A 24,902-nucleotide genomic window follows, 5' to 3' on the forward strand; every position below is an offset into this window, starting at 1 on the left:
GGTCGCAGAAAACTCTATAAGCCAGCGCAAATGGATTTTGTTTTATACACAAGGATATCAAGATGACTGTATCACGTACTTTTTCTATCATTAAGCCTGACGCCACACGCCGCAACCTGACCGGTGCGGTTACGAAGATGCTCGAAGACGGCGGCCTGCGGGTTGTAGCCTCCAAACGCATCCACATGACACAGGCCCAGGCCGAAGGTTTCTATGCCGTTCATAAAGAGCGCCCTTTCTTCGGCGAGCTGGTTGAATTCATGGTATCCGAGCCAGTTGTAGTTCAGGTTCTTGAAGGCGAAAACGCTGTTCTGCGCAACCGCGAAATCATGGGCGCAACCAACCCTTCCGATGCCGACGCCGGTACCATTCGCAAAGAACTGGCTCTGTCCATTGGTGAAAACACCGTTCACGGGTCTGACAGTGAAGAAAATGCGGCGATCGAGATCGCTTATTTCTTCAAAGACGAAGAAATCGTAGGCTAATCGACATAGCCTGATCATTAAAAAGCTGCTGGTCAGAAATGATCAGCGGCTTTTTTCATGTGTTGTTTCTCTGTCATTCAAAAACCCGTAAACAAAACAAAGACCCAAACGGCTGTATGCGTCACAATCTGAAAAGGCTTTCAGGGGGGAGTATCAGTCTGTCAGAGCCGGACTGATCAGGGCTTCTTTGGGGTATTCGGCTTTCTCAATGATAGAGCGATTGCCGCTGATGGATACCCGGCCAAGGGCGATCAGTTTCAGGGCCTCGGGATAAATCAGATGTTCCTGAATAAGAACTTTTTCAGCCAGACTGTCCGCGTCATCTTCCGGATCGACCGCGACGGCGGCCTGGAGGATAATGGGCCCTTCATCCATTTCAGGACGGACGATATGTACGGTGCAGCCGGTAAAACGTACGCCGGATTCGAGGGCGCGTTCCTGGGTATGCAGGCCTTTGAAGGACGGCAAAAGCGACGGGTGAATGTTGAGAATCCGGTCACGCCAGCGGTTAACGAAGCGGGCTTCGAGAATACGCATGAACCCGGCCAGACAAATGAATTTGGCCTTGAATTTCTTCAGCTCTTCATCAATGGCGTTGTCGAAACTTTCCCGGTCCTCGTAATCGCGGTGATTGACGACGGCCGTGGGAATGCCGGCGAGCTTGGCCCGTTCCAGTCCGTAAGACCCCGGATTGTTGGAGATCACGGCGACAATACGGGCGGGAAAATCATCCGCGGCGCAGGCGTCGATCAGAGCCTGAAGATTACTTCCTCGTCCGGAAACCAGTACGGCGACATCAAGCATGGCGGAATTCCTTGGGCGTTACAGGTTAAGGTTTAAAGAGAAGACTTGGCGTGCCAGGCATCTGTATAGCCCCAGCTTCCGGCTGTGCCGGTGACGATTGTGGCGGGCTCATCGGCGGTTTTTTGTGTTACATGACCCAGAGTATAAACCGTTTCGCCATTTTCTTCGAAAATCCGGCGGGTTTCTTCGGCGCCGTCGGCCTTGACGATAACCACAAGTCCAATGCCGCAATTAAAGGTCTTGGCCATTTCCAGCGGCGCGAGGTTACCGGCTTCACGCAGCCAGTCAAATACAGGCGGCAGGGTCCAGCAACTGGCGTCCACATGGGCGGATACACCGTCCGGCAGAATGCGGGGAATATTTTCAACAAAGCCGCCGCCGGTGATGTGGGAGATCGCCTTGATATGGCCAGCCTTCAGGGCCGCCAGAGTGCTGAGTACATAAATCTTTGTCGGTTCCAGAAGTGCCGTACCAAAATCCTTGCTGTCGTCGAACGGGCAGGGGGCATCATAGCCGAGACCGGAATCCTCGACTAAACGTCGCACCAGAGAGAAGCCATTGGAATGGACGCCGCTGGAGGCGAGCCCCAACAAGATGTCACCGTCTTCGACACCTTCCCCGGTAAGGATGTTTTCCCGCTCGACCGCGCCGACGCAGAAACCGGCGAGATCGTAATCGCCGTCCTTGTACATGCCGGGCATTTCTGCGGTTTCGCCGCCGATCAGGGCCGCGTTGGACTGACGGCAACCTTCAGCGATGCCTTCGATGATGGCCCGTCCGGCGTCAACACTCAAATGTCCTGTGGCAAAATAATCGAGAAAGAACAGCGGTTCGGCACCTTGGACAATGAGGTCATTGACGCACATGGCGACCAGATCAATGCCGACGGTATCATGTTTTCCTGATTCGATGGCGACCTTCAGCTTGGTGCCGACGCCGTCGGTGCCGGAGACCAGAATGGGGTCATTATAGCCAGCGGCTTTCAGATCAAACAGGGCCCCAAAACCCCCGAGCCCTGATGTGCAGCCGGGACGCTTTGTCGAGGCGGCGGCGGGTTTAATCGCATCCACCAGATCATTGCCTGCCTCAATATCAACGCCGGCCTCTTTATAAGTATAGGATTTTTTTTCGTTCACGATCTTCCACCTGCAACTAGACTGTCCAAAAAATGACTTTTATATGGGGCACAGATATAAGGGGATCGCGGACAAAAGGCCACCTGAATTTTCTGTGCACATTGAAAAAGCTTTGTTAAAAGCCCTTGCCATAGTAAGGACAAGATGCACTATTATGACATTTTAATGTGTTCGCGTCTAATGGGACTGAATTTGGTGAAGAAAACGATCATAAATACAATTACTTACCTTGGCGCTTACCTTGGCGCTTACCTTGGCGCTTACCTGGGCGTGATGTTGGCGCTTTCGGGCGCGTTCCTGTCACTTTCCCAGGCCCAGGAAAGTGGGCCAGAAGCCGTTCCGTCATTGTATGCGAGTCAGGACCTGAAGCAGAATCAGGCGCCGAAGATTTACACCATTTACAATATTTCCATGGATGAGACCGCCAGAACCTCTAGCCTGGCCAGTCAGGCGGCTCTGCGTAAGGCGCAACGGCTGGGGCTAAACAAACTATTCCGCAAAATTATCCGGGAAGAGGATTATGGCAAGCTGCCGGATCTTAGCGACGGGCAGGTCACCGAACTGGTCAATGGTTTCGAGGTCGCCAATGAAAAAACATCCCGGGTGCGTTATATCGCCGACTTTACCGTGCATTTCAGCCGGGAAAAGATTTATAATTTCCTGTCTGTGTTGGGCATGCCGTTTGCGGAAACCCTGTCCAACCCGGCGCGCCTTCTGACCGTGGTGGAGATCGACGGAGCAGTTATGTTATGGGAAAGCAGTAACAGTTGGCGCACCGCCTGGCGGGATTACGATACAATCAATAATCTTGTTCCCATAGAGATTATAGACTCCAGCAAGATTCACCGCATGACGGTATCACCGTGGCAGGCGCAACGAGGCGATCCCGCGATGATCAACCGATTGGCGGCGGAGGTCAGGGGGCGGGATCTGTATGTCATGAGCGCCAAAGTCTCCTATGATGTGTTGACCGGAAACCGCGTACTTGACCTGACTGTATTCAAGGAAGGCCTCGCGACGCCGGCTTATGTTACGCAGGTGTCTTTGGCGGAAGAAGGTCCGGAAACTCTTGATAAATTGTATCAGGAAGCGATTGACCGCGCCACCTACTGGTTGGATAATCAGTGGAAGGAAAAGGTGATGATTCACTTTGGGGAAGCATCGCAACTCACTGTGCGGATTGATTTTTCCTCTCCAGAAGACTGGTTTGCGATTAAAAGAAAACTGGATGGTATTTCCCTGATCCGTAAGGTGAGCCTTCAGAATTTCAGCACCACCGGCGCCTTGGCCCGGATGGAACATTCTGGCGATGTGGAACAGATTATCCTGACTCTGGAACAGGAAAACATGGCTCTGACGCCCGTGGCCTCTCCGGCCCGGCGGACACCTTCTGTCCCTGATACAGCGGCGGATATGAAGAGCCTGACAATGTCTTCTCAGGGAACAGAGGTTGATTTGCCGGTGCGCCTTGATTATTCTTGGGTTCTGACCTTAAAGAAATAAGATTATGACTGCAGTACAAATTCCCTTTAACATCCCCGTCAGAGAGGCCTTCAATGCGGAGGATTATCTGGTGACAGCTTCGAATGTCGAGGCGGTGAACTGGATTGACCGCTGGCCGGACTGGCGCGGCGTTCATTGCACCATTCTCTATGGCACACGGGGATGCGGCAAAACTCATTTATCTCACGTCTGGCAGCAGAAGACGGGCGCGAAATACGGTGACCTGACCCAGATCACCACGGCGGACCTGGATCAGATGCCGGCCTGTCTCGTTCTGGAAGATGTCGATGGCCTGCTGACGGATATTGAGCAGCAGGAAATGTTATTTCACTTGTATAACTGGCAGAAAGAAAAAGGTGGGTCGCTATTGTTGACGGCGGCGCAACATCCCAAACACTGGTCGTTGTCATTGCCGGATCTTCAGTCGCGTATGCTGGCGGCAATCTCCATAGAGATCGGTGCGCCTGATGATGAATTGCTGGCGGCGGTGATTGTGAAGCAATTCACAGACCGGCAAATTACCGTGCCTCAGGAAGTGGTGAATTATTTAATGCTCAGGATCGAGAGATCTTTCGCCGCCGCACGGGACATTGTCAGTCGTATTGATACGCTGGCGTTGTCACGCCAGCGTAAGATTACCGTACCTCTGGTGCGAAATTTACTGGATGATTTGCCGGAAAATGAGGTTTAAGTCGAATTAAGCTTGGAACTGTCATAAAATTGAAATACTTTTAACCTAATACTGTGCGCAGCTTTTTTCGTTTATGGATATTAACTTATGACCGCGCCTGAAATTAAAAAAACAGAAAATCTGCCATACCTAGAGTACCCGGTTCAGGATCGTCTGATCAATCGGGAACTTTCCTGGTTGCGTTTTAATCAGCGCGTGATGGAAGAATCCAATAACCTGGATCATCCTTTGTTGGAACGGCTTCGCTTTTTATCCATTTCCGGCAGCAATCTGGATGAATTTTATATGGTGCGCGTCGCCGGTATCAGAGGTCAGATTACGGCCGGTATTGAGAAGCTTAGCAATGAGGGGCTTACCCCGACAGAGCAGCTTGACCAGATCAATCAGTTCGCGGCCGGGTTGATGGAAGAACAGCAGGATCGCTGGGCCGACCTTATCGTTGGGTTGAAGGCGGAAGGAATTCATCTGGTTGATCCTGATGCCATTACGGCCACAGATATGGATTGGCTCGAACAGTATTTCCTGGAAAGCGTTTTTCCTATCCTGACGCCTTTGGCGATTGATCCGGCCCATCCATTTCCTTTTATCCCCAATCTGGGGTTTTCCATAGTTCTGGAACTGGAAAACAACATTGATGGCAAGACCATGATGGCGCTGTTGCCAGTGCCACGGCAAACCAAACGTTTTGTCCGCTTGCCCGGAGATACGGTACGGTTTATTTCGGTGGAAAACTGTATATCGCTGTTCCTTAGCCGCTTCTTTCCCAATTATGCGATCCGTGGCCAGGGTATTTTCCGGCTGATCCGCGACAGCGAGATGGAGGTCGACGAAGAGGCGGAAGATCTGGTGCGGGTGTTTGAAAGTGCGCTGAAACGTCGCCGCCGCGGTCATGTGATCCGGCTTGAAGTCAATGAAGGCATGCCAACAAACCTGCTGAAACTGGTCGAACGTGAGCTGCACATTAGCAATAGCGAGATCATCAGCGTCAAGGGCGTGTTGGGCATTGCCGAAGTAGACCAGTTGATCGTTGACGGCTTTTCCCATTTGAAATTCAAACCTCATGACCCACGTTTCCCACAACGGGTGAAGGATAAAGGCGGCGATTGTTTCGCGGCCATTCGCGATAAAGACTTTGTGGTGCATCACCCGTTTGAAAGTTTTGATGTGGTGATCAGCTTCCTGCAACAGGCGGCGCTCGACCCGGATGTGGTGGCGATCAAGCAGACGCTTTATCGCACCAGTGAAAATTCACCTATTGTCCGGGCGCTGATTGATGCGGCCGAGGCCGGCAAGTCGGTGACGGCGCTGGTGGAGCTCAAGGCCCGTTTTGACGAGGCCAGCAATATCAAATGGGCCCGGGATATGGAACGGGCCGGGGTGCAGGTGGTTTACGGCTTTATGGAGCTTAAAACCCACGCCAAGATATCCGTTATCGTCCGACGGGAGAATGAAACATTGCGGACCTATGTGCATTTTGGCACGGGAAATTATCACCCGATTACCGCCAAAGTATACACCGACCTGTCTTTCTTCACCGATGACGAGGCCTTGGGCCGCGATGCGGTGCATATCTTTAATTTTCTGACGGGGTACGCCCGACCGAAGGCCTTGGAAAAGGCCGTGGTGTCACCTTTCGATATTCGGACGAAACTCATTGAAATGATCGACCGGGAGACAGATTTCGCTCGCGCCGGTAAACCGGCAAGTGTCTGGGCCAAGATGAATGCGTTGGTTGATCCGATTGTGATTGATAAACTTTACGAAGCATCCTGTGCCGGGGTCTCAATTGATCTGATCGTGCGCGGAATCTGCTGCCTGCGCCCCGGCGTGGCGGGAATGTCAGAGAATATCCGTGTGAAGTCCATTGTTGGGCGCTTTCTGGAACATGCCCGGGTTACCTGTTTTGGCAACGGTCATCCCATGCCGTCCGAACATGCGGTTGTCTATATTTCTTCTTCTGACTGGATGCCGCGAAATTTTGAACGTCGGGTGGAAACACTGATTCCCCTGGATAATCCGACAGTAAAATCGCAGGTTCTGGATCAGATTATGGTCGCCAATATGAAGGATACCCGCCAGAGCTGGTATCTCAACCCGGATCATTCCTATACCCGTGCTGATGTAAGCGGTGAACCGTTTTCGGCCCATGAGTATTTTTTAAAGAACCCCAGCTTGTCGGGCATGGGCAAAGCCATAAAGGGGAAGGACTTCCCCTTGTTGTTGAAAGAGTAATAATTTTTGAATAAATTTGCAGTTATCGATATCGGGTCGAACTCCGTACGTCTTGTGGTCTACGAAAGCTTGAGACGCGCACCTTATGTGATCTTTAATGAGAAAATATTATGTGGTCTTGGCGGCGGCCTGGGAACGGAAATGCTGATGCAGTCCGAACCCATGGACCGGGCTTTAGAAAGCCTTCGACGCTTTCGCCTGATGCTTGACAAGATGGATGTGAAAAAATGCCGCGTCGTCGCCACTTCTGCGGTACGTGAGGCCAAGAATGGCCCCGATTTTGTCGAACGTATCCGCAAGGAAGCCGGTTTGGAGGTTTCTGTTATCCCTGGGGAAGAAGAAGCACGGCTGTCCGGTCTCGGGGTGTTGTGCGCATTGCCGCGGGCCAATGGCATTATGGGAGACCTGGGGGGCGGTAGTCTTGAACTCGCCCACCTGCGGGATGACGGCGTGACGGACAAGGTAAGCTTTGCCATCGGGCCACTGAAGTATTTGTCACTGGAAGGCCGCACCATTGCCTCGCCGAGGAAAGACATTGATGCGGCCATTGCCTCTCTTGATTGGGCCAGCGCCCATACGGACGAGAATTTTTATGCCGTGGGCGGCGCCTGGCGGGCCATCGCCAAGATTCATATTATGGAGAATAATTACGCCCTGAAAAATGTCCACCATTACATCATGACCAGGGAAGAGGCCTTGAAGCTTACTGACCGGCTGTCAAAGATGCATAGTGTGGAACTCGGGCGGTACCGGATGCAGATCTCATCCCGGCGTTTGCGTGTGCTGCCTCTGGCGGCTTATATTCTGAACCGTCTGTTGAAGAAACTGAAAGCCAAACGTCTGGTGACTTCGGGCTATGGCCTGCGGGAAGGGCTGTTGTATGAAGCCATGGGGCCAGAAGAACAGGCGCGGGATCCTTTGATTGAAGCCTGTATTGAAATGGCGGTGACCACGGGGCGTTTCTCGGAGCATGGTCAGCGCATTCAGAAATGGATTGATCCGCTGTTCCCGGATGATAACCCGGAACAGAAACGCCTGCGGTTTGCCGCCGCCATTCTTAGTGATGTGGGCTGGCGCGGGCATCCGGAATATCGGGCGGAAAAGGCGTTGGATGAAGTCATGCATGGTCGTCTGCTGGGCAATACCCATCGCGGGGCGGCCTTTATCGGTCTGGCGCTGTTTATATGTTACGGCGGTCGGTCAGGCGGCCTGGGCACCAAAGATGCGGAAAGCTTGCTCCGGCCCGAAGATGTGCGCTATGCCAATCAGGTGGGGCTGGCGCTTCGTCTGGCGCAACGTATCTCCGGCGGGACGGAAAAGGGGCTGAAGTCGGCGGCGCTTGAGGTAAAAGGCCAGTGTCTGCGCCTGAAAGTGCAAAAGAAAGACGAGGCCCTGATCAATGAGGTCGTCGTCAAGCGGTTTTCCCGTGTGGCCAAGGAATTTGATCTGGACGAGGACGTCAGTATTATCTGACGTCCAGTCTTTTCGGTTTAGTCAGCGTCTTGGGCTGTGTCATCGTCTTGAGGGGCGGCGGTCATGTCCACCAGAGTGACTTCGCCGTCTTGCAGCACAAAGCCCATCTCGCCGCGTTTAACGGCCAGCGCCGCCTTGCCAAACAAGTCATAGCGCCATCCCGACAGGGCCTGAATATCGGCATCATCATTTTCGGCGAGCTTTTCAAGATCATCGACCGACGCAATCAGCTTCGGGGCGACATTCTCACGCTGACAGATCAGTTTCAGCAGCACTTTCAGCAATTCCATTACCGGATCGGTATTCTGGGCCGGGGGGCGTCGGCGGGAAATGGCCGGCAGTTCATCGGCCGGACGGGCGGAGATGTCCTTGATGATTTCCAGCAGACGGTCGCCGCTTTTGCTCTTGCTGAACTGCGGCGACAGGCCGCGGATGCTGCCAAGGGCATTGGCATGTTCAGGCCGTACGGCGGAAACTTCAAGCAGCACTTCATCGCGCATCACCCGGTTGCGGGGCAGATTGCGGCTCTGGGCTTCTTTTTCGCGCCATTCGGCCAGTTCGCGGGCGACGGCGTTAAACAGACGGTTGCTGCTGCGGATTTTAAGACGTTTCCAGGCGTTTTCCGGTCGGATGATAAAGGTTTCCGGATCGGAAAGTTCCGCCATCTCCTCGACGAGCCAGGCGCTTCTGCCGCTTTTTTCAAGCTGGGCTTTCAATTTCTTGTAAATCACCCGCAGATGGGTCACATCACCAAGAGCATAGTCAATCTGGCGCTGGCTCAAGGGCCGGCGCGACCAGTCGGTGATGCGGGTGCTTTTGTCCAGGGTGGCATTGGCGAGGCTGAGCACCAGCTTTTCATAGCCGATGCTGTCGCCGTAACCACAGACCATGGCCGCGACCTGAGAATCGAACAGCGGTTTGGGCACCACGCCTTTTTCAACCACGAAAATTTCGATGTCCTGACGTGAGGCGTGAAAAACCTTGATGATATTTTCATTGCGCATCAGGTCGTAAAAAGGTTCAAGATCAATGCCGGGGGCCAGCGTGTCGATGGCGTGATATTCTTCTTCATTGGCCACCTGGATCAGGCAGAGCTTGGAATAATAGGTCTTATCCCGCAGGAACTCGGTGTCGACGGTGATATATTCTGACGTGCTGAGACGATCGCACAGGGCTTGTAACTGGTCGTTTGATGTGATGACACTCATTATTTGGTACCTGAAACTTTCATTTTGATCTCTGGATCAACGGCGCACCACAGGCGCCAATTCAAAGAATAACTTGACAAGCGGGCAATAAAGCACAAAAACACCATGATTTACACCTTAAAATTAGAAGATTGATTATGCACGAATATAGAACACATACCTGTGAAGCGCTCCGAAAAGAAAATGTCGGCGATATTGTTCTTCTTTCCGGTTGGGTTCACCGGAAACGGGATCATGGCGGACTGCTGTTTATTGACCTCCGGGACCATTATGGCCTGACCCAATGTGTGATCGATACCGATAATCCCGGCTTTAAGGTGGCTGAGACATTGCGGGCAGAGTCCGTGATCCGCGTCAAAGGTAAAGTCGTCTCCCGCAGTGAAGACACCGTGAATGAAAATCTGCCCACAGGTCATATCGAATTGTTCATTGAGGAACTCGACGTATTGTCTGCCGCGGCGGAATTGCCGCTGCCGGTTTTTGGCGAGCAGGAATATCCCGAAGATGTGCGCCTGACGTATCGTTTTCTCGACCTGCGCCGTGAGCGTATCCATAACAACATCGTGTTGCGCTCCGATGTGATTTCCAGCATGCGTCGTCGTATGGTCGATCTGGGCTTCCGTGAATATCAGACTCCGATCCTGACCGCGAGTTCGCCAGAAGGCGCGCGCGACTTTCTGGTGCCGAGCCGTCTGCATCCGGGTAAATTCTACGCCCTGCCACAGGCGCCGCAGCAGTTCAAGCAGCTGCTGATGATCGCCGGGTTCGACCGTTATTTCCAGATCGCCCCCTGTTTCCGCGATGAAGATGCCCGCGCCGATCGTTCCCCGGGCGAGTTCTATCAGCTTGATGTGGAAATGTCCTTCGTCACGCAGGAAGATGTTTTTGGCGCGATTGAGCCGCTGATGATCGGCCTGTTTGAAGAATTTTCCACCAAGAAAATCACCCAGACGCCGTTCCCGCGCATTCCGTTCCTGGAAAGCATGCTGAAATACGGCAATGACAAGCCGGACCTGCGTAACCCGATTGAGATTTGTGACGTGTCAGAAGTGTTCCGGGGCTCAGGCTTCGGCATTTTTGCCGGCGCCGTTGAAAAAGGCTCCGTCGTGCGCGCCATTCCCGCACCGGGGGCCGGCGGCTCTCAGGCCCGCAGCTTCTTCGATAAAATGAATGACTGGGCCCGCGGCGAAGGTTATGCCGGTCTGGGCTACATCCGCTTCAAGGACGGGGAGGCCCTCGGCCCGATCGCCAAAAACCTTGATGACGCCCGTCTGGCGCAACTGAAAGAAATTGCCGGTCTTGGCGACAATGACGGCGTCTTCTTTGCCTGTGGTAAAGCCGGTGAGGCGGCCAAGCTCGCCGGTTTCGCCCGCACCAAAGTTGGGCAAGACCTGGACTTGATCAATGAAGACGAATTTAAATTCTGCTGGATCGTTGATTTCCCCATGTATGAATATGATGAAGTCGAGAAGAAACTGGACTTCAGCCATAACCCGTTCTCCATGCCACAAGGCGGGATGGAAGCGCTGGAAACCATGAACCCGGAAGATATCCTCGGCTATCAGTATGACATCGTCTGTAACGGCATTGAACTGTCGTCCGGCGCGATCCGGAACCATAAACCGGAAATCATGTATAAGGCGTTTGAAATCGCCGGCTACGGTCCGGAAGTGATCGAGGAACGCTTCTCCGGCATGCTCAACGCCCTGAAGTTCGGCGCGCCGCCCCATGGTGGCATTGCCCCGGGGGTTGACCGTATCGTGATGCTGCTGGCCGATGAGCCCAACATCCGCGAGGTCATTCTGTTCCCGATGAACCAGAAAGCCGAAGACCTGATGATGAAAGCCCCGAGCGAAGTGTCCATGAAGCAGCTGCGCGAACTTCACCTGCGCACCGTGGTGCCGGAAGCCGATAAAAGCTAACACTCAAAAGCTAACACTGGCAGTGAAACAATTCAGGCGGGCAGGGTGATCTCTGTCCGCCTTTTTATGTCCTTTACGCCTTCTGGCAGTAAGCCCGGAAGGCGTCGGTGACTTTATCCATATCGTCGGATGTCACATCCCGGTGGGTCACGAGGCGGCAGGGGTTGCCGGAACTAATCGTGATGCCCCGCTGCATCATAAAGTCCTGGAGAGGTTTCGAGGGCTGCTCCGGCGTGGTGACAAAGACCATATTGGTCTGGGCCGGGCTGACCTCCAGCCCGTCTATGTCGGCGAGACCGGCGGCAAGTTTTGTGGCATTGTCATGATCAATGGCCAGCTGGTCCACATGGTTCTCCAGCGCATAAAGCCCTGCTGCGGCCAGAATGCCCGCCTGTCGCATGCCGCCGCCGAGCATCTTGCGCCAACGCCGGGCGGCGCGGATCAGGTCATCACTTCCCACCAGCAACGACCCCACCGGCGCGCCCAGCCCCTTGGACAGGCAAATGGATATGCTGTCGAACGGCGCGGCGATGACAGAGATATCCACCCCGAGCCCCACGGCCGCATTAAAGGCCCGCGCCCCGTCCAGATGCAGCGCCAGCCCGTGACGGTCACACAGTGCCCGTGCCTGACTGAGATACGCAAGCGGCAAAATCTTGCCACTCACGGTATTTTCCAGACAGAGCAGACGGGTGCGGGCATAATGAATGTCGTCGGGTTTGATGGCCTGGGCCACCTGGGTCAGATCAAGACTGCCGTCGGCGGAAAATTCCAGCGGTTGCGGCTGAATACTGCCCAGAACCGCCGCCCCGCCGCCTTCATAGCGGTAGGTATGGGCCTGTTGACCGACGATATATTCTTCTCCGCGCCCGCAATGGCAGAGCAGGGCCAGAAGGTTGGTCTGGGTACCGCTGGGGGCGAAGAGGGCCGCTTGCTTGCCCAGCCGCTCCGCCGCCATCTGTTCCAGCCGGTTGACCGTCGGGTCTTCGCCGTAGACATCATCCCCGACCGTCGCTGCCGCCATGACGGCCCGCATTTCTTTTGTCGGCTGGGTGACGGTATCACTGCGTAAATCGATCATGGGGGGCTTTACTTTCTGTTTGGGGCGGAATCCGCTTTGCTGTGAAAGAGGCGGCGTAATTTTGTCTTATGTCAACAGCTTATCACGTGGGGAAGCGGTGTCACAAGAGGATATACCATCCTTATACCCTCTGCATTTTCGATCACCCCGGACCCGGGGCGGCAGCGACGGAGACGATCCGGGGTCCAGAGATTTGGACAAGCCTCCGTCAGAGGCGAAGACATCATTGTTTTCTGGATTCCGCGTCGTAACCTGCCTACGGCAGGGCACGGAATGACGGGGGAAATCACCTTTCACGCCGGGCCGGGTGCAGTGGGGTATAACCTCAGGGTAGGTCCGGGATAGGGAAAAATAAACGGTGACGGGGGCCTTTTCCTATCCTATCATGAGCCCGGGATTTAACAAACGGGATAAAATAACCATGAAAATACGCCACCTTATGCCAAAAATTGCCTTGTGGGGATACCTGTTAGGAGCCAGTCTGACCTCTCCGGTTTGGGCGGGGGAGAGCGCCTTCCAGGCTGGACCGGTCTTCCCGACCTTTGGCAAGATCGCGCCGGTGGTGTCGGATATGGCCGTCACCACCGAAACCCGCTTGCAGGTGGCCTTCGATGTCGGCAAGGCCGGGGACGTGGGGAAGCTGAACCGCACCCTGAACAGTGCGGCCCGTTTTATCAATATGCATGCGGCAGCCGGGGTACCTGTGGACAATATCAAGGTCGCTGTTGTGGTGCATGGCGGCGCGTCCTTTGACCTCACACGGGACAGTCGCTACGGACAGAAGAAGGACGGGGCCCAAAACGCCAACCGGGCCGCCATCAAGGCTCTGACGGAGAAGGGGGTGGAGATATATCTTTGCGGCCAGTCCGCCGCCTATCATGATATTAAAAAAATAGATTTGCTGCCCGGCGTAAACCTCGCCTTGTCTGCCATGACCGCCCATGCCCTGCTGCAACAGAAGGGCTATACACTTAATCCTTTTTGAGGGGGCGGGGCGCAGGGTTTTGTGAGGATATCTTCAACGATTTATTTGCGCGGTATGGAGATAATGTACAATTGAGATCAAGTATTCGCTATGCAATCGCAGATATAGATCTGAATTGGTTTGGAAAAGAACTTACAAAATAAATTGATGTGGGGGAAGTTAATAGATAATTTTGGAATGAGCCAATATATTTCCTACTAATCCTCCCTTGACAACCACAACCTATCCGTTATAAGATTTTCCTGCATCGGCAAAATCCGGTGTCGGGATTGGTACCCCGTACAAGCTACAGGCGTCCAGACATGCGCCTCTTTAGACGCGTGTTTTTTTACGACCATTTGTTCTATGGCCGGGGGCGTTCAGGCACCCGTTAGGGTGGCCGTCTCCTGTAGTACGGTAGTACCAACCTGTTCGTTCCCGGTCACCAGATTTGGTACTCTGGCTCCGGGGTGATTTTAACTACAGGAACTATCATGACAGAAAAGCGCACTAAATTTTGCCTCCCCCTTTGTATATCCACCTGCCGGCAGTCCATAAATGTCGTGATTGAGTTCGCGGATAAAGCGTAGGCGCGGCAAGTCTAACCTTGGGGAGCGGAGGGTTTGTTTTCCGCTCCCTTTTCAGGATGAGAGCTAAAGTATTAGGGGAAATGTCATGAGTGACCATGACCGGGTGAGGGCGCAGCTCAAGGCTATCGATAGGCATATCGGGGCGCGGTTAAGGTTGATCCGCACCCGGCGCGAAATCAGTCAGTCGGAACTTGGATCTTATCTGGGGGTGAGTTTTCAGCAGGTGCAGAAATATGAACAGGGTCGCAACCGGCTATCGGCAAGCCGCCTGCTGCTGGTCTCGAAATGCTGTCATGTGCCGCTGCATTTTTTCTTTCAGAGGATGAAGACAGAGAGCGGGTAAACGCCAGACACACAAAAACAGGCATGGGATTCCCATGCCTTTCCTTGCATTATATCAGTTGTAAGAAGATTAGACCTTGATATCGATCTTGTTGCCAAGGTTCGGGCCGGTTTCGGCTTCGACTTCTTTGCGTTCAACCGTTGTATCATCGGCTTGCTTGGCCAGAATTTCCCGGACAGAAACCGTATTTTCCTGACTGCTGCTGCGGTCGACCTGAACTTGGGTAGACGCACTACTTGCGGACGCTATATCAACCATTCTGTGATCCTTATAATTTACTACACCGTCGAGACTATAACATATATTTTAACAAATCTTTAACGTTTGTTAAAAATTTAAGACAAGTTTTATCAAAAGAGAAGGCTGGTTATGGTTAATGCTTCGGTGTATGTTATATAATCATATGGTCGGATTGAATAATTTAAGAAACCAGCGAAAACACCTAGAGCGGGGCCCAGATGCGTAACAGAGCAAACAACAGAATAATTACCGTAATCTGCGGCTGTCTTTTAATGGCGGCCTGCGGCGGAGAACGGCGGGTTGAGGGGGAAATGGCGTTTGATCCCGGGTCCCTGATGACCATGGCGGAAAGCTTTCTGAAAGCCGGAGATTACAGCAACGCCATGCGGCTGTATCAGCGGGCGGCGACTGAAAGCCCGACCCATGTGCCCTCCAGGCTTGGTCTGGCGAAAACCTATCAGGCGCTGGGCGCCACCGACGCGGCGTTGAATTTCTATGATCAGGTCTTGCGGCTTGATCCCGCCAATCTGGAAGCCAAGCTCGGCACCGGGCAGATGCTGATCACCAAGAACAGGCCACGGGATGCGATTCCGTTCCTCAGCGAACTGTCAAAGAGTGATCCGGAAAATTACCGCATTTTCAATATGCTGGGGCTGGCGCATGATCTGTTGGGGGAACAGGAAGATGCGCAAATGAATTATGGCCGTGGGCTGGAACTGGTGCCGGATAATATTTCCCTGCTCAATAATCTTGCCCTGTCCTTTGCTTTCGAAGAACAATATGCCCCGGCGATCAAACTGCTCAGCAAGGCGATTAATCTGGACTATACCGTGACCAAGGCGCAGCAGAATCTGGTGCTGGTTTATGTTCTGTCCGGGGAAGAAGAGGCCGGGCGGCAAATTGGCGCCGGACTGATGACCGAGGAAGAAATGGTCAATAACATCCGGCATTATAACTGGGTCAAGACCCTGCCGGCGGCGGAACGGGCCCAGGCGATTTATCTCGGCATCAAGAATTTTCCCCTGAAATCGGATCAGTCCACCGGACGCGAGCGGGCCACATCCCATACCACGGCGCCGCAGGAGACATCGACCGACCCCAAGAAGGCCCAGTTGCAGGCTTTATTGGCCAAGGAAGCGGAGCTGACAGATCACGACGGGACACCGCGGACGGATGCGCCGCTCAGACAGGGACCGCCACAAAATATCCGCGATACTCAGGAAGGTGAAATGAAGGCGTCTCAGGCCGCGGATGGCCAACCGGTCGAGGCCGCCGCGCCTCCAACGCCGGTAACCGACTATGCGCCGGTGCGCTACCGTCACCGGGTGCAGCTCGGGGCGTATCCATCGGTGGCGGTTGCCGAGGCGGGCTGGGACAAGCTTAAAGGGCGCAGTGGCGGCTTGCTTGAGCCTTACACGTCATTGGTCAAACTGGTGACTTTGGCGGATGGCCGGACGTTGTTTCGGCTTTTCGTCGGCGGGATCGAGGATAAAAGCCTGGCCGAAACCACTTGTACGGCGCTGCAGGAAGAAAATGTCGATTGTCTGGTGCTGAGAACGGTGGCGGAATAGAGAGGCAGTGATGAAAGATCACAAAGGGGTAAAATTCTGCTTTCCTATTTCCGGCAAGTGAAATATGAAAGGGCATGAAATAACCAGCCCGGTCATCAAGAAATAGTTACGAAGAAGCAGTCAGGACGATTAATGAGTTCCCATAAAATCTTTACAGAGAAACGCAAGGCCATCGAATATCCCGCGCGGAAATGTACAACGATGGCTGAATTGCGCGACGAGATTGATCAGCTGGACCGGGTGATTGTCGAACTGTTGAGCGTGCGTCAGGGCTGTATGGAGCAGGCGGCGGAGATCAAGCAGGACCGCAATCTGGTGCGTGATGAGGAACGTGTCGAAGATGTGGTGGCGAAGGTGTTGGCGCATGCCGATAAAGTCGGGGCCCATCCGGAACTGGTGGAAATGCTGTATCGTGACATGATTGAGTGGTGCATCAACTACGAGATGACTGTATTTGACAGTGCGCGCGACGGCGACTGACCCCGTAACTGTTATTGTTTACTGATTCATGTTTGGCGGATGAGGAACAGGTCCGGTGTCGGAATCTTGGCAAAGTAAGCCGTTACAGTGGCCGCAAGGGCGGTAAAAAACCTGTTTGTCTCAAAAGACAGATCAATATTCAGTTCGGCAAGTATATCCTGAAACCCAAGATAGATGACGTAACATATCACAGGTATGAAAGCCAGCCCGGTTGCGTGCAGTAGAATTTCCATAACTTCTCTCCTTTGTTCTTTTTATGTTCTACTGCATTTTAAGGGAGCAGGCAAGAACAAAAAAGAACAAAAAGAGAATTAAAGTCGAAAATACGTTATTTTCCGCTAAATTTGGCCGGCCTTTTTTGCAGGAAGGCGGTAACCCCTTCCATGAAATCTTCTGAACGCCCCGCCATTTGCTGGGCGTCGGCTTCGGCGTCGAGCTGCTGGTCAAGGCTGTTGTGTTCTGACCCGTCCAGCAGATGCCGGATGGCGATCACGGCCTGGGTTGGCATGGCGGCGAGTTTTTGGGCAAGGGCGAGGGCTTCGGCATGCAGATGCTGTGCAGTGACAACTTGCGATATGATGCCATAGTCCAGAGCGTCTTGGGCGGATAATTTTTCCCCGAGCATCATCATTGAGGCGGCACGGGCGCGTCCGACAAAACGCGGCAGGAAATATGTGCTGCCGGCATCGGGTACCAAGGCGATATTGACAAAGGCCTGAAGGAAATATGCGTCATCGGCGGCAATCGCCATATCGCAGGCGCAGACCAGGCTCATGCCGGCACCGGCCGCAGCGCCGTTGACGGCAACGACGGTGGGCAGGGGCAGGGCTTTCAGCTGTCGGATCAGGGGATTGTAATTTTGCCGCAACATGGGCCCAAGGTTCGGGGGCATTTCCCCGGTCTGGTCTTTCAGGTCGGCTCCGGCGCAAAACCCTTTGCCTTCGGCAATGATCAACAGGGCGCGGGCCGGGTTGCTGTCTTGTGCGAGCTCCGTCAGAATGGTTTTGAAGTCTTCTATGAAGGCGCGATTTATGGCGTTGCGCGCCTCTGGTCGGGCCAGGGTGACGATGGCGACGGAGCTGCTGTAGTCCAGACTCATCGTGGTCAGGGATTTATTGTCAAAAAGCATGGGTTTCTCCTCATAATCAGGAGAAACCCATACTAAATGAAAACGAACGTTTGTAAAGATGGATTTAAGGACGGATTATCCAGCCGCCATTTTTACCACATTTTGCGGGGCGTCTTCTTCCAGAGTGACCCGGTTGCGTCCCATGGATTTGGATTTATATAGAGCCGCATCGGCCCGTTCAAGGAAATGGGTGCGATGTTCGCCGGGACGATATTGGGCAATGCCGAAGGAACAGGTGATTTTGCCGATGCTTTCGCCGGTGCTTTTGCGTTTCATGCTGCGTTGAGCAATGGACTGGCGCACGTTCTCGGAAATTTCCTGGGCTTTCTCCAGGGTGGTGTCCGGAATGACGATGACAAATTCTTCCCCGCCGTAGCGTGCGGGCATGCCGGTGTCGCCGACCCGGGTTTTAATGGAATGAGCGACGGCCTTGAGTACCTGATCTCCCACATGGTGGCCCCAGGAATCGTTGAAATTCTTGAAATGATCAATGTCGCCTATAACAAGACAGAGATTATCGTCGGTCTTCAGGTCGTCCGCTATGGCTTTCTGCAGACTTTCTTCAAAATACTTGCGGTTGCCGATATTGGTCAGCATGTCGGTCAGGCTTTCCTGACGTACGGCTTCAAGAGCGGCTTGCAGTTTCTGTACGGTCTGGGCTGAATCTTTCAGCTGCTTTTGGGCGCTGGTATTGCGGGTCGTGATCTCGGAAGTGTTTTCCAGTAAGCTGGTGATGATCAGCTTTAATTCCTGCCCACCGGGAATGGAACTGATGTCTTCAAGGCTATCAGACAGGGCAGAACTGTATTTGAAGGTGTCTTTATTCATGTCGCCGACTGTTTTCGCCAGTCGGGTCAGTTCTTTCTGAATGCCTTTTCCGGCAGTGGACACGGCATCATGTTCTTTATTGGTGGAGAAGAATTTCTCATGCAGGTTGGCGCAAACTTCGGATGTAAATGATTTTTTCTTCCGGATCAGATCATCGATAGCCTTGGTGAGAGACATATCTTCTTCCGCAGCATAATTATACCAGATTTGATAATTGGGCGGAGAGGGGATGACATTATATTCAGACATAAGGTCCAATGCCTGGTCTGATACTTCCCGGATATACTCAACGTCCTGGTTCGCGTTTAAATATGACATGCTGTCTTGCCTTAATTTTTTTTTGATACTCTTTTTTCACACTATTCAAGAAGTGGTTTGGCCCACTTACTCAGGGTGAGATAAGAGATACAGAAAAAATACTAAGGAAACGCTAATGAAGTTGGTAAAAAAACTATGAATATTAAGGTCAAATTTTATTCGATTTTTTCTTTCTTGGGACCTTCGTCACGTAATAGAAACGCGGGAACATGATCGCCCATACCTACAACAGGTTTATGACCGCCGCGCTGGTTACGCTGTGGTTTTTTATCCTGGTCATCGTGTTTTTTGTGCGGTTCGGCAGATTTCTTTTGCGGCGCCTTATGATCATCCGGTTTTTCAGAAACTCGTTCAGGAGCATCTTTTACCGGGACCGGATTTTCGGGAGAAGCCTTATTCTCGGGAGAAGCCTTGCGGCGGGATCGTTCGGCCGGCTTGCGTGCGGGCTTTTTCTCTGTGGCGCCATCCGAGTCCGGCATTTCATATAAAGGAATTTCCTTGCCCAGGAATTTGGTCAGGAAACCAAGGTATTTCTTTTCAGACGGGGCGGCAAAGGTAAATGCATTTCCTTCGCGGCCGGCGCGTCCTGTCCGGCCGATACGGTGCACGTAATCTTCCGGGTTGTTGGGGATTTCAAAGTTGAATACATGGCTGACTTCTGGAATGTCGAGACCACGGGCCGCGACATCACTGGCGACGAGCAACTGAATTTCACCGTTTTTGAATTTGCCCAGGGTCTCTGTTCGGGTGGCCTGATGCAGGTCGCCGTGCAGTTCACCGACGCTAAACCCGTGAACGGTCAATGATTTGCAGACAATCTTGACGTTGGATTTGCGGTTGCAGAAAATGATGCCGTTTTTGACATTTTCTTTCTTGAGAAGATACCGGAGCGCATCCCGCTTTTCCTTGTCTCCGCCTTTGATTTTACACAAATGCTGGGTAATGGTCGACGCTGTGGAGGTAGGGGCCGAGACTTCTATTTCGCGCGGATCTTTAAGGAACTGGTCCGTCAGACGCTTGACTTCAGTAGGCATGGTGGCCGAGAAGAACAGGGACTGAATCTTTTGCGGCATGGCCTTACAAATTTTTTCAACATCCGGGATAAAGCCCATGTCGAGCATCCGGTCGGCTTCATCAACCACGAGAATTTCAACACCATTCAGCATAACCTTGCCGCGGGACATATGGTCCATCAGGCGGCCCGGGGTGGCGATGAGTACGTCAACGCCGCGGTCCAGTTTTTGTTCCTGATCTTTAAAGGCGACACCGCCAATCAGCAGGGCCATGGAAAGTTTGGATTTCTCGCCATATTTCTCGAAACTTTCCGCAACCTGGGTGGCCAGTTCACGGGTGGGTTCCAGAATAAGGGAGCGGGGCATCCGCGCCCGGGCACGGCCCTGGGACAGGATATCAATCATCGGCAGAGTAAAGGACGCCGTCTTCCCCGTACCGGTCTGGGCGATGCCCAGAATGTCGCGTCCCTGAAGGATGCCCGGAATGGCTTTCGCCTGAATGGGGGTCGGCGTGGTATAGCCGGATTTCTCGACTACTGAAAGTAAGTCTTCGCTAAGTCCTAAAAAGTCAAAACCCATGTGCTGTATGTCATTCCCGAATAAAATTAATCTGTTTGACAGCGAACAATAAGGAAAACGATAAAGATGTCAATCTTTGACGGCTTTTGCTATAACTTCTTTTGCTTTACAAAACAAATGATATAGGCAAAATCCCGTCTTGTTTCATCTTTATAAAATCCCCCGAAAGGACTCGCCATGACATCAAATCTTATTCTTGTTCCAGGATTACTCTGCAGCCACGATCTGTGGGTGGATCAAATAGGGGAATTTGAAGATGATTTCGACATGGTTATTTTTGATCATACGTCCCATGATAACCTACCTGATATGGTGCGGGATTTCCTTGCAGATGCCCCGGAACGCTTTCATTTGGCGGGATTGTCGATGGGCGGATATGTGGCTTTTGAGCTGTTGCGTCAGGCGGCAGACCGGGTTGAAAGCCTGATCCTGCTCGACACCAACGCCCGGGCGGATCGTCCGGAGCAGGTGGCGGGGCGTCAGCAATTGATCGAGCGGGCCGAAAAGGAAGATATTCGCGAAATCGCCAAAGACCTGTTGCCGGTACTTGTTCACCCCGACCGCCTGCGGGACGAAGAGATATGTGATCGTATTGTCGATATGGCGGTCGAAGTAGGGGCTGAAGCCTTCCAGAGACAACAGAAGGCCTTGATTCGCCGGCCGGATTCCCGTGACTTCTTGCCGACCATTAAGTGTCCGACCTTGATAATTTGCGGCGCGCAGGATGCACTTACGCCGCTAAAGGTGCATCAGGAAATGGCTGACCTGATTCCCGGGGTCGAATTGCATGTGGTGGATGATTGCGGCCATTTAAGCAGCATGGAACGTCCTGAAGAAATCAACCGGCTGATGCGCAATTTCTTGGTTCCTGAATAACGTCTGGTCTAAATATCCAGTTCGTCGACTTTGGCGGCATTTTCCTGAATGTACTGAAAACGCAGTTCCGGCCTTTTCCCCATCAGGTGATCCACCCGTTCTGCCGTATCCAGTCGTGCGCCTTCGGGGATGATGACGCGCAGCAGGGTGCGTTTGTCCCGCTTCATGGTGGTTTCTTTCAGCTGTGCCGCCGGCATTTCGCCGAGGCCTTTGAAACGGCTGATTTCGATCTTGCCACGGCCATTGAATTCCTTCGCCATAAGCTCGTCCTTATGCTGGTCATCGCGGGCATAAAATACGGTTCCGCCCTGGGCAATACGATACAGGGGGGGCTGAGCCAGATAAAGATGGCCGTTTTTAATCAGGTCGGGCATTTCCTGATAAAACAGGGTGATCAGAAGGGTCGCGATATGGGCGCCGTCCACGTCCGCATCGGTCATGATGATTATTTTTTCATAGCGCAGGGCGTCTTCATCATATTTATCACCGGCGCCGCAGCCGAGGGCAAGGGTGATGTCGGCGATTTCCTGATTGCCGCGGATTTTGTCGCGGCTGGCGCTGGCCACATTGAGAATTTTGCCGCGAATGGGCAAAATAGCCTGGGTCTTGCGGTCCCGGGCCTGTTTGGCGGAACCGCCGGCGGAATCGCCTTCCACAATATAGATTTCAGTGCCGAGGGGGGCATCCTGACTGCAATCGGACAGCTTGCCCGGCAGGCGTAGTTTGCGTTTGTTGGTGGCGGTCTTGCGTTTGACGTCCTTTTCTTCCCGCCGCCGCATGCGTTCCTCGGCCCGCTCCAGCGCCCAGGCCATCAAATCATTGGCCATGGCGGGAGAGCCGCTGAGCCAGTGATCAAAATGATCGCGAATGGCGTTTTCCACCAGCTTCGCCGCTTCCGGGTTGGTTAGTTTGTCTTTTGTCTGGCCCTGAAACTGAGGATTTCGGATAAAGACCGAGATCAGGCTGACGCTATTGACGTAAACATCTTCGCCGGTAATGTTGGCGGCCTTTTTATTGCCAATCAGTTCGCCGTAAGCTTTGATTCCTTTAAGGATCGCGGCGCGAATGCCGGCTTCATGAGTGCCGCCCATAGGAGTGGGCACGGTATTACAATAGGAGCGGATATTACCATCACCATATTCCGGCCAGGTGACCGCCCATTCAACCCGGCCCTGATCGTCAGCCAGTGGACTGGTGCCATGGAAATTCTCGTCTGTAACGCGGCTGCGTTTTTCAGTGGCGGAGGTCAGATAGTCATTGAGCCCACCCGGAAAATGAAAGGTGTCTTTTTCAAGAACGCCGTCGCCTTCTTTCAGCATCTCCGCCGGGCATTGCCAGCGGATTTCTACGCCGCGGAACAGATAGGCCTTGGATTTGGCGAGTTGGTAGAGCTTCGCCGGTTTCAGGCGGGCGCTTTTGCCGAAAATCTCATGGTCAGGCATGAAAGTGACTTTGGTGCCGCGCCGGTTGTTGGTGATGCCGGTATTTTCCAATGGGGTCGTGGGAAGGCCGCGGGAAAAACTTTGGCTGTATGTTTTCTTGTCGCGGGCGACTTCAACCGTAACCCATTCGGACAGGGCGTTGACCACTGAAATCCCGACGCCGTGCAGGCCGCCGGACGTGGCATAGGCGTCACTGTTGAATTTGCCGCCGGAATGCAGGGTGGTGAAAATAATCTCGAGAGCGGACTTGTCTTTGAACTTCGGGTGGGGATCGGTCGGGATGCCGCGCCCGTTATCGGAAATGGCAACGGAACCGTCTGTGAACATCTGAATTTCAATGCGGGTGGCATGTCCGGCGACGGCCTCATCCATGGAATTGTCGAGGACTTCGGCGACAAGATGATGCAGCGCCCGTTCGTCTGTACCGCCAACATACATGCCGGGGCGTAAGCGGACGGGTTCCAGTCCTTCCAATACTTCGATGTCTTTTGCTGAATAGTCGGTGGAGGTGGTGGCGGTATCAAAAAGGTCTGTCATGCTAACTCGGGGAACCCTTCGGAAATTAAATTATAGTGTTGCTTGTTTTTTGTTACAGTAACTTGGAATTTCGAGGCCGTAAACTTATAAATATCCCCGACCTTAAAATAACAGTTCCGGGGAAAGGAAAGGGAATTGTAATTCCAATAAGGAATAGGCATACTCCTGTCAAATTTAGATAAAGGGGCGTGGGCAGAGGCAGGCCTGATTTAACCAATTTGAAGTGATCACCTTGTTTTAATCATTGTATGTAATTGTGGCATTATGGATTTTTTGTTTTTTAAATTTGGGTCGATCAAAAAAGGACAGTCTGTCTCTTTACCGGTAAAGCGGGTATGGGCTTATCGCCGGGAGATGTTGTCACTCGGGTATCTGTTTCTTGTGGGCATGGCTTTTGGTGCATTGTGGCTGTATTTTTCAGACACGCCCCGGTTTAAAAGCTCCCCTGAACATAGTCTCGCATTTGAAGAGGATCATCATCCTGTTGTGGTTGACCGGGCCATTATTGGCGCCCCCGTGGTCAAAAGGACCGCGGAAAGCGGGCTTCTGGATGAAAAACCTGTCGCTGACGCTAAGATACCTGATGATGATGTTATTGGGTCAGAGATTAGCGCCTGGCGGACCAATGCCGTAAAAGTTGCGGCCGTGGGGGGAGCGGAGAGCGGAAGATCATCACAGATTTCCATAGTGATTGATGATCTGGGTGTTGTTCAGGGACGTACTCTGGATATCATCAAGTTGCAGGCGCCATTGACCCTGTCCTTTCTGCCTTATGCATCCAATCTGCCTGAACTTACAGGCATAGCCCGGGGGCGGGGGCATGAATTGATGGTACATTTGCCGATGGAGCCCAAGGGAGATTCAGATCCTGGCCCGCACGCCATGTTGACGGGAAACAGCCGGTCAGAGATGATGGCGGATCTCACGTATAATCTGGACCGTTTTAGCGGATATGTGGGGCTGAATAATCATATGGGGAGCGCGTTTACCGAAAGCCGGGCCGGGCTGGATCTGGTGTTGGACGAGGTCCGCCGTCGTGGCATGCTGGTGCTGGATTCCCGGACCTCAGGAAATTCTTTACTGGCCGAAATGGCGACGGAAAAACGCATTCCGAACATGACCCGGGATGTTTTTTTGGATAATGAACAGGACGTGGATTATATTCTGGGCCAACTTGGAAAACTGGAAGAGATAGCGCACAGACGAGGCCAGGCGATTGCCATTGGTCATCCGTATCCCGAGACCATAAGCGCCTTGAAACGCTGGTTACCGACTTTGGAGAAGAAAGGCATTTCCATTGTGCCGTTATCTTATCTGATGCAGCAGAAATATCAGAAAGTAGAACTTTCGAGCTATCATGCTGATGATCTTACGCCGCCTTGACCGTATCGGACATATTCAGACGTAAGATGAGTATTGTTTGACCTTTGAGTATAAGTTCATTAGCATTGATTTTA

General features: G+C 52.9%; 22 protein-coding genes. 12 read left to right on the plus strand and 10 right to left on the minus strand.

Features of this window, described 5'->3' with window-relative positions; translation table 11 throughout:
• Window positions 1-62: 62 nt before the first annotated feature.
• Window positions 63-485, plus strand: coding sequence for a nucleoside-diphosphate kinase (gene ndk, locus FIV45_RS07180; RefSeq protein WP_099471691.1), 423 nt, complete (start codon window positions 63-65; stop codon window positions 483-485).
• Between the two features lie 153 nt (window positions 486-638).
• Here ndk and purN read toward each other — a convergent pair whose 3' ends face one another.
• Complete coding sequence (purN, locus tag FIV45_RS07185; protein WP_099471692.1) at window positions 639-1,289, minus strand: phosphoribosylglycinamide formyltransferase; 651 nt, start codon at window positions 1,287-1,289, stop codon at window positions 639-641.
• 32 nt (window positions 1,290-1,321) lie between these two features.
• Window positions 1,322-2,425, minus strand: coding sequence for a phosphoribosylformylglycinamidine cyclo-ligase (gene purM, locus FIV45_RS07190; protein WP_099471693.1), 1,104 nt, complete (start codon window positions 2,423-2,425; stop codon window positions 1,322-1,324).
• Between the two features lie 195 nt (window positions 2,426-2,620).
• Between purM and FIV45_RS07195 the strand changes: the two genes are divergently transcribed.
• From FIV45_RS07195 to FIV45_RS07210, 4 genes are all read left to right on the plus strand, one after another.
• Entirely contained in the window at window positions 2,621-3,928 is a 1,308-nt protein-coding gene (locus FIV45_RS07195; RefSeq protein ID WP_165776940.1) for a DUF2066 domain-containing protein, read from the plus strand.
• 4 nt (window positions 3,929-3,932) lie between these two features.
• On the plus strand, window positions 3,933-4,619 hold the full coding sequence (locus FIV45_RS07200; RefSeq protein ID WP_099471695.1) for an HdaA/DnaA family protein: 687 nt from the start codon (window positions 3,933-3,935) through the stop codon (window positions 4,617-4,619).
• Between the two features lie 87 nt (window positions 4,620-4,706).
• Window positions 4,707-6,851, plus strand: a complete 2,145-nt coding sequence (locus tag FIV45_RS07205; RefSeq protein ID WP_099471696.1) for an RNA degradosome polyphosphate kinase — start codon at window positions 4,707-4,709, stop codon at window positions 6,849-6,851.
• A 6-nt stretch (window positions 6,852-6,857) separates the two neighbouring features.
• Window positions 6,858-8,324: a Ppx/GppA family phosphatase gene (locus FIV45_RS07210; RefSeq protein WP_099471697.1), complete on the plus strand. Its 1,467-nt coding sequence runs from the start codon at window positions 6,858-6,860 to the stop codon at window positions 8,322-8,324.
• A 17-nt stretch (window positions 8,325-8,341) separates the two neighbouring features.
• Here FIV45_RS07210 and rnd read toward each other — a convergent pair whose 3' ends face one another.
• Entirely contained in the window at window positions 8,342-9,532 is a 1,191-nt protein-coding gene (gene rnd, locus FIV45_RS07215; protein ID WP_099471698.1) for a ribonuclease D, read from the minus strand.
• Window positions 9,533-9,669: 137 nt separating this feature from the next.
• Here rnd and aspS point away from each other — a divergent pair, with 137 nt between their 5' ends.
• Window positions 9,670-11,454, plus strand: coding sequence for an aspartate--tRNA ligase (aspS, locus tag FIV45_RS07220; RefSeq protein WP_099471699.1), 1,785 nt, complete (start codon window positions 9,670-9,672; stop codon window positions 11,452-11,454).
• A gap of 73 nt (window positions 11,455-11,527) precedes the next feature.
• Here aspS and ltaE read toward each other — a convergent pair whose 3' ends face one another.
• Window positions 11,528-12,535, minus strand: a complete 1,008-nt coding sequence (gene ltaE, locus FIV45_RS07225; RefSeq protein ID WP_099471700.1) for a low-specificity L-threonine aldolase — start codon at window positions 12,533-12,535, stop codon at window positions 11,528-11,530.
• 421 nt (window positions 12,536-12,956) lie between these two features.
• Here ltaE and FIV45_RS07230 point away from each other — a divergent pair, with 421 nt between their 5' ends.
• Window positions 12,957-13,520: a DsrE family protein gene (locus tag FIV45_RS07230; RefSeq protein WP_204602078.1), complete on the plus strand. Its 564-nt coding sequence runs from the start codon at window positions 12,957-12,959 to the stop codon at window positions 13,518-13,520.
• Window positions 13,521-14,174: 654 nt separating this feature from the next.
• Window positions 14,175-14,432: a helix-turn-helix domain-containing protein gene (locus FIV45_RS07235; RefSeq protein ID WP_099471701.1), complete on the plus strand. Its 258-nt coding sequence runs from the start codon at window positions 14,175-14,177 to the stop codon at window positions 14,430-14,432.
• A gap of 69 nt (window positions 14,433-14,501) precedes the next feature.
• On the opposite strand, the gene FIV45_RS07240 is transcribed toward FIV45_RS07235, so the two are convergent.
• Entirely contained in the window at window positions 14,502-14,690 is a 189-nt protein-coding gene (locus FIV45_RS07240; RefSeq protein ID WP_099471702.1) for a hypothetical protein, read from the minus strand.
• Between the two features lie 200 nt (window positions 14,691-14,890).
• On the opposite strand from FIV45_RS07240, the gene FIV45_RS07245 reads away from it, so the two are divergent.
• A complete protein-coding gene (locus FIV45_RS07245) occupies window positions 14,891-16,243 on the plus strand; it encodes an SPOR domain-containing protein (protein WP_099471703.1) in 1,353 nt (450 codons plus the stop codon).
• A gap of 132 nt (window positions 16,244-16,375) precedes the next feature.
• Complete coding sequence (locus FIV45_RS07250) at window positions 16,376-16,723, plus strand: chorismate mutase (protein ID WP_099471704.1); 348 nt, start codon at window positions 16,376-16,378, stop codon at window positions 16,721-16,723.
• A gap of 26 nt (window positions 16,724-16,749) precedes the next feature.
• Here FIV45_RS07250 and FIV45_RS07255 read toward each other — a convergent pair whose 3' ends face one another.
• The 4 genes from FIV45_RS07255 to FIV45_RS07270 form a co-directional block, all read right to left on the minus strand.
• Window positions 16,750-16,956, minus strand: a complete 207-nt coding sequence (locus FIV45_RS07255; protein WP_099471705.1) for a hypothetical protein — start codon at window positions 16,954-16,956, stop codon at window positions 16,750-16,752.
• Window positions 16,957-17,051: 95 nt separating this feature from the next.
• Window positions 17,052-17,852: an enoyl-CoA hydratase-related protein gene (locus FIV45_RS07260; protein WP_099471706.1), complete on the minus strand. Its 801-nt coding sequence runs from the start codon at window positions 17,850-17,852 to the stop codon at window positions 17,052-17,054.
• A 75-nt stretch (window positions 17,853-17,927) separates the two neighbouring features.
• Entirely contained in the window at window positions 17,928-18,998 is a 1,071-nt protein-coding gene (locus FIV45_RS07265; protein ID WP_099471707.1) for a GGDEF domain-containing protein, read from the minus strand.
• Window positions 18,999-19,153: 155 nt separating this feature from the next.
• Window positions 19,154-20,590 carry a DEAD/DEAH box helicase gene (locus FIV45_RS07270; RefSeq protein WP_099471708.1) on the minus strand — a complete coding sequence of 479 codons (1,437 nt, stop codon included), beginning with the start codon at window positions 20,588-20,590 and terminating at the stop codon, window positions 19,154-19,156.
• A 177-nt stretch (window positions 20,591-20,767) separates the two neighbouring features.
• On the opposite strand from FIV45_RS07270, the gene FIV45_RS07275 reads away from it, so the two are divergent.
• Window positions 20,768-21,466, plus strand: coding sequence for an alpha/beta fold hydrolase (locus FIV45_RS07275; protein ID WP_099471709.1), 699 nt, complete (start codon window positions 20,768-20,770; stop codon window positions 21,464-21,466).
• 8 nt (window positions 21,467-21,474) lie between these two features.
• On the opposite strand, the gene parE is transcribed toward FIV45_RS07275, so the two are convergent.
• Entirely contained in the window at window positions 21,475-23,445 is a 1,971-nt protein-coding gene (parE, locus tag FIV45_RS07280; protein WP_099471710.1) for a DNA topoisomerase IV subunit B, read from the minus strand.
• A 264-nt stretch (window positions 23,446-23,709) separates the two neighbouring features.
• Between parE and FIV45_RS07285 the strand changes: the two genes are divergently transcribed.
• Window positions 23,710-24,828 (plus strand): divergent polysaccharide deacetylase family protein, encoded by a 1,119-nt coding sequence (locus FIV45_RS07285; RefSeq protein ID WP_099471711.1) that lies wholly within the window; start codon window positions 23,710-23,712, stop codon window positions 24,826-24,828.
• Window positions 24,829-24,902: the final 74 nt, after the last annotated feature.

Source organism: Paremcibacter congregatus, assembly GCF_006385135.1.
Classification (GTDB): Bacteria; Pseudomonadota; Alphaproteobacteria; order Sphingomonadales; family Emcibacteraceae; genus Paremcibacter; species Paremcibacter congregatus.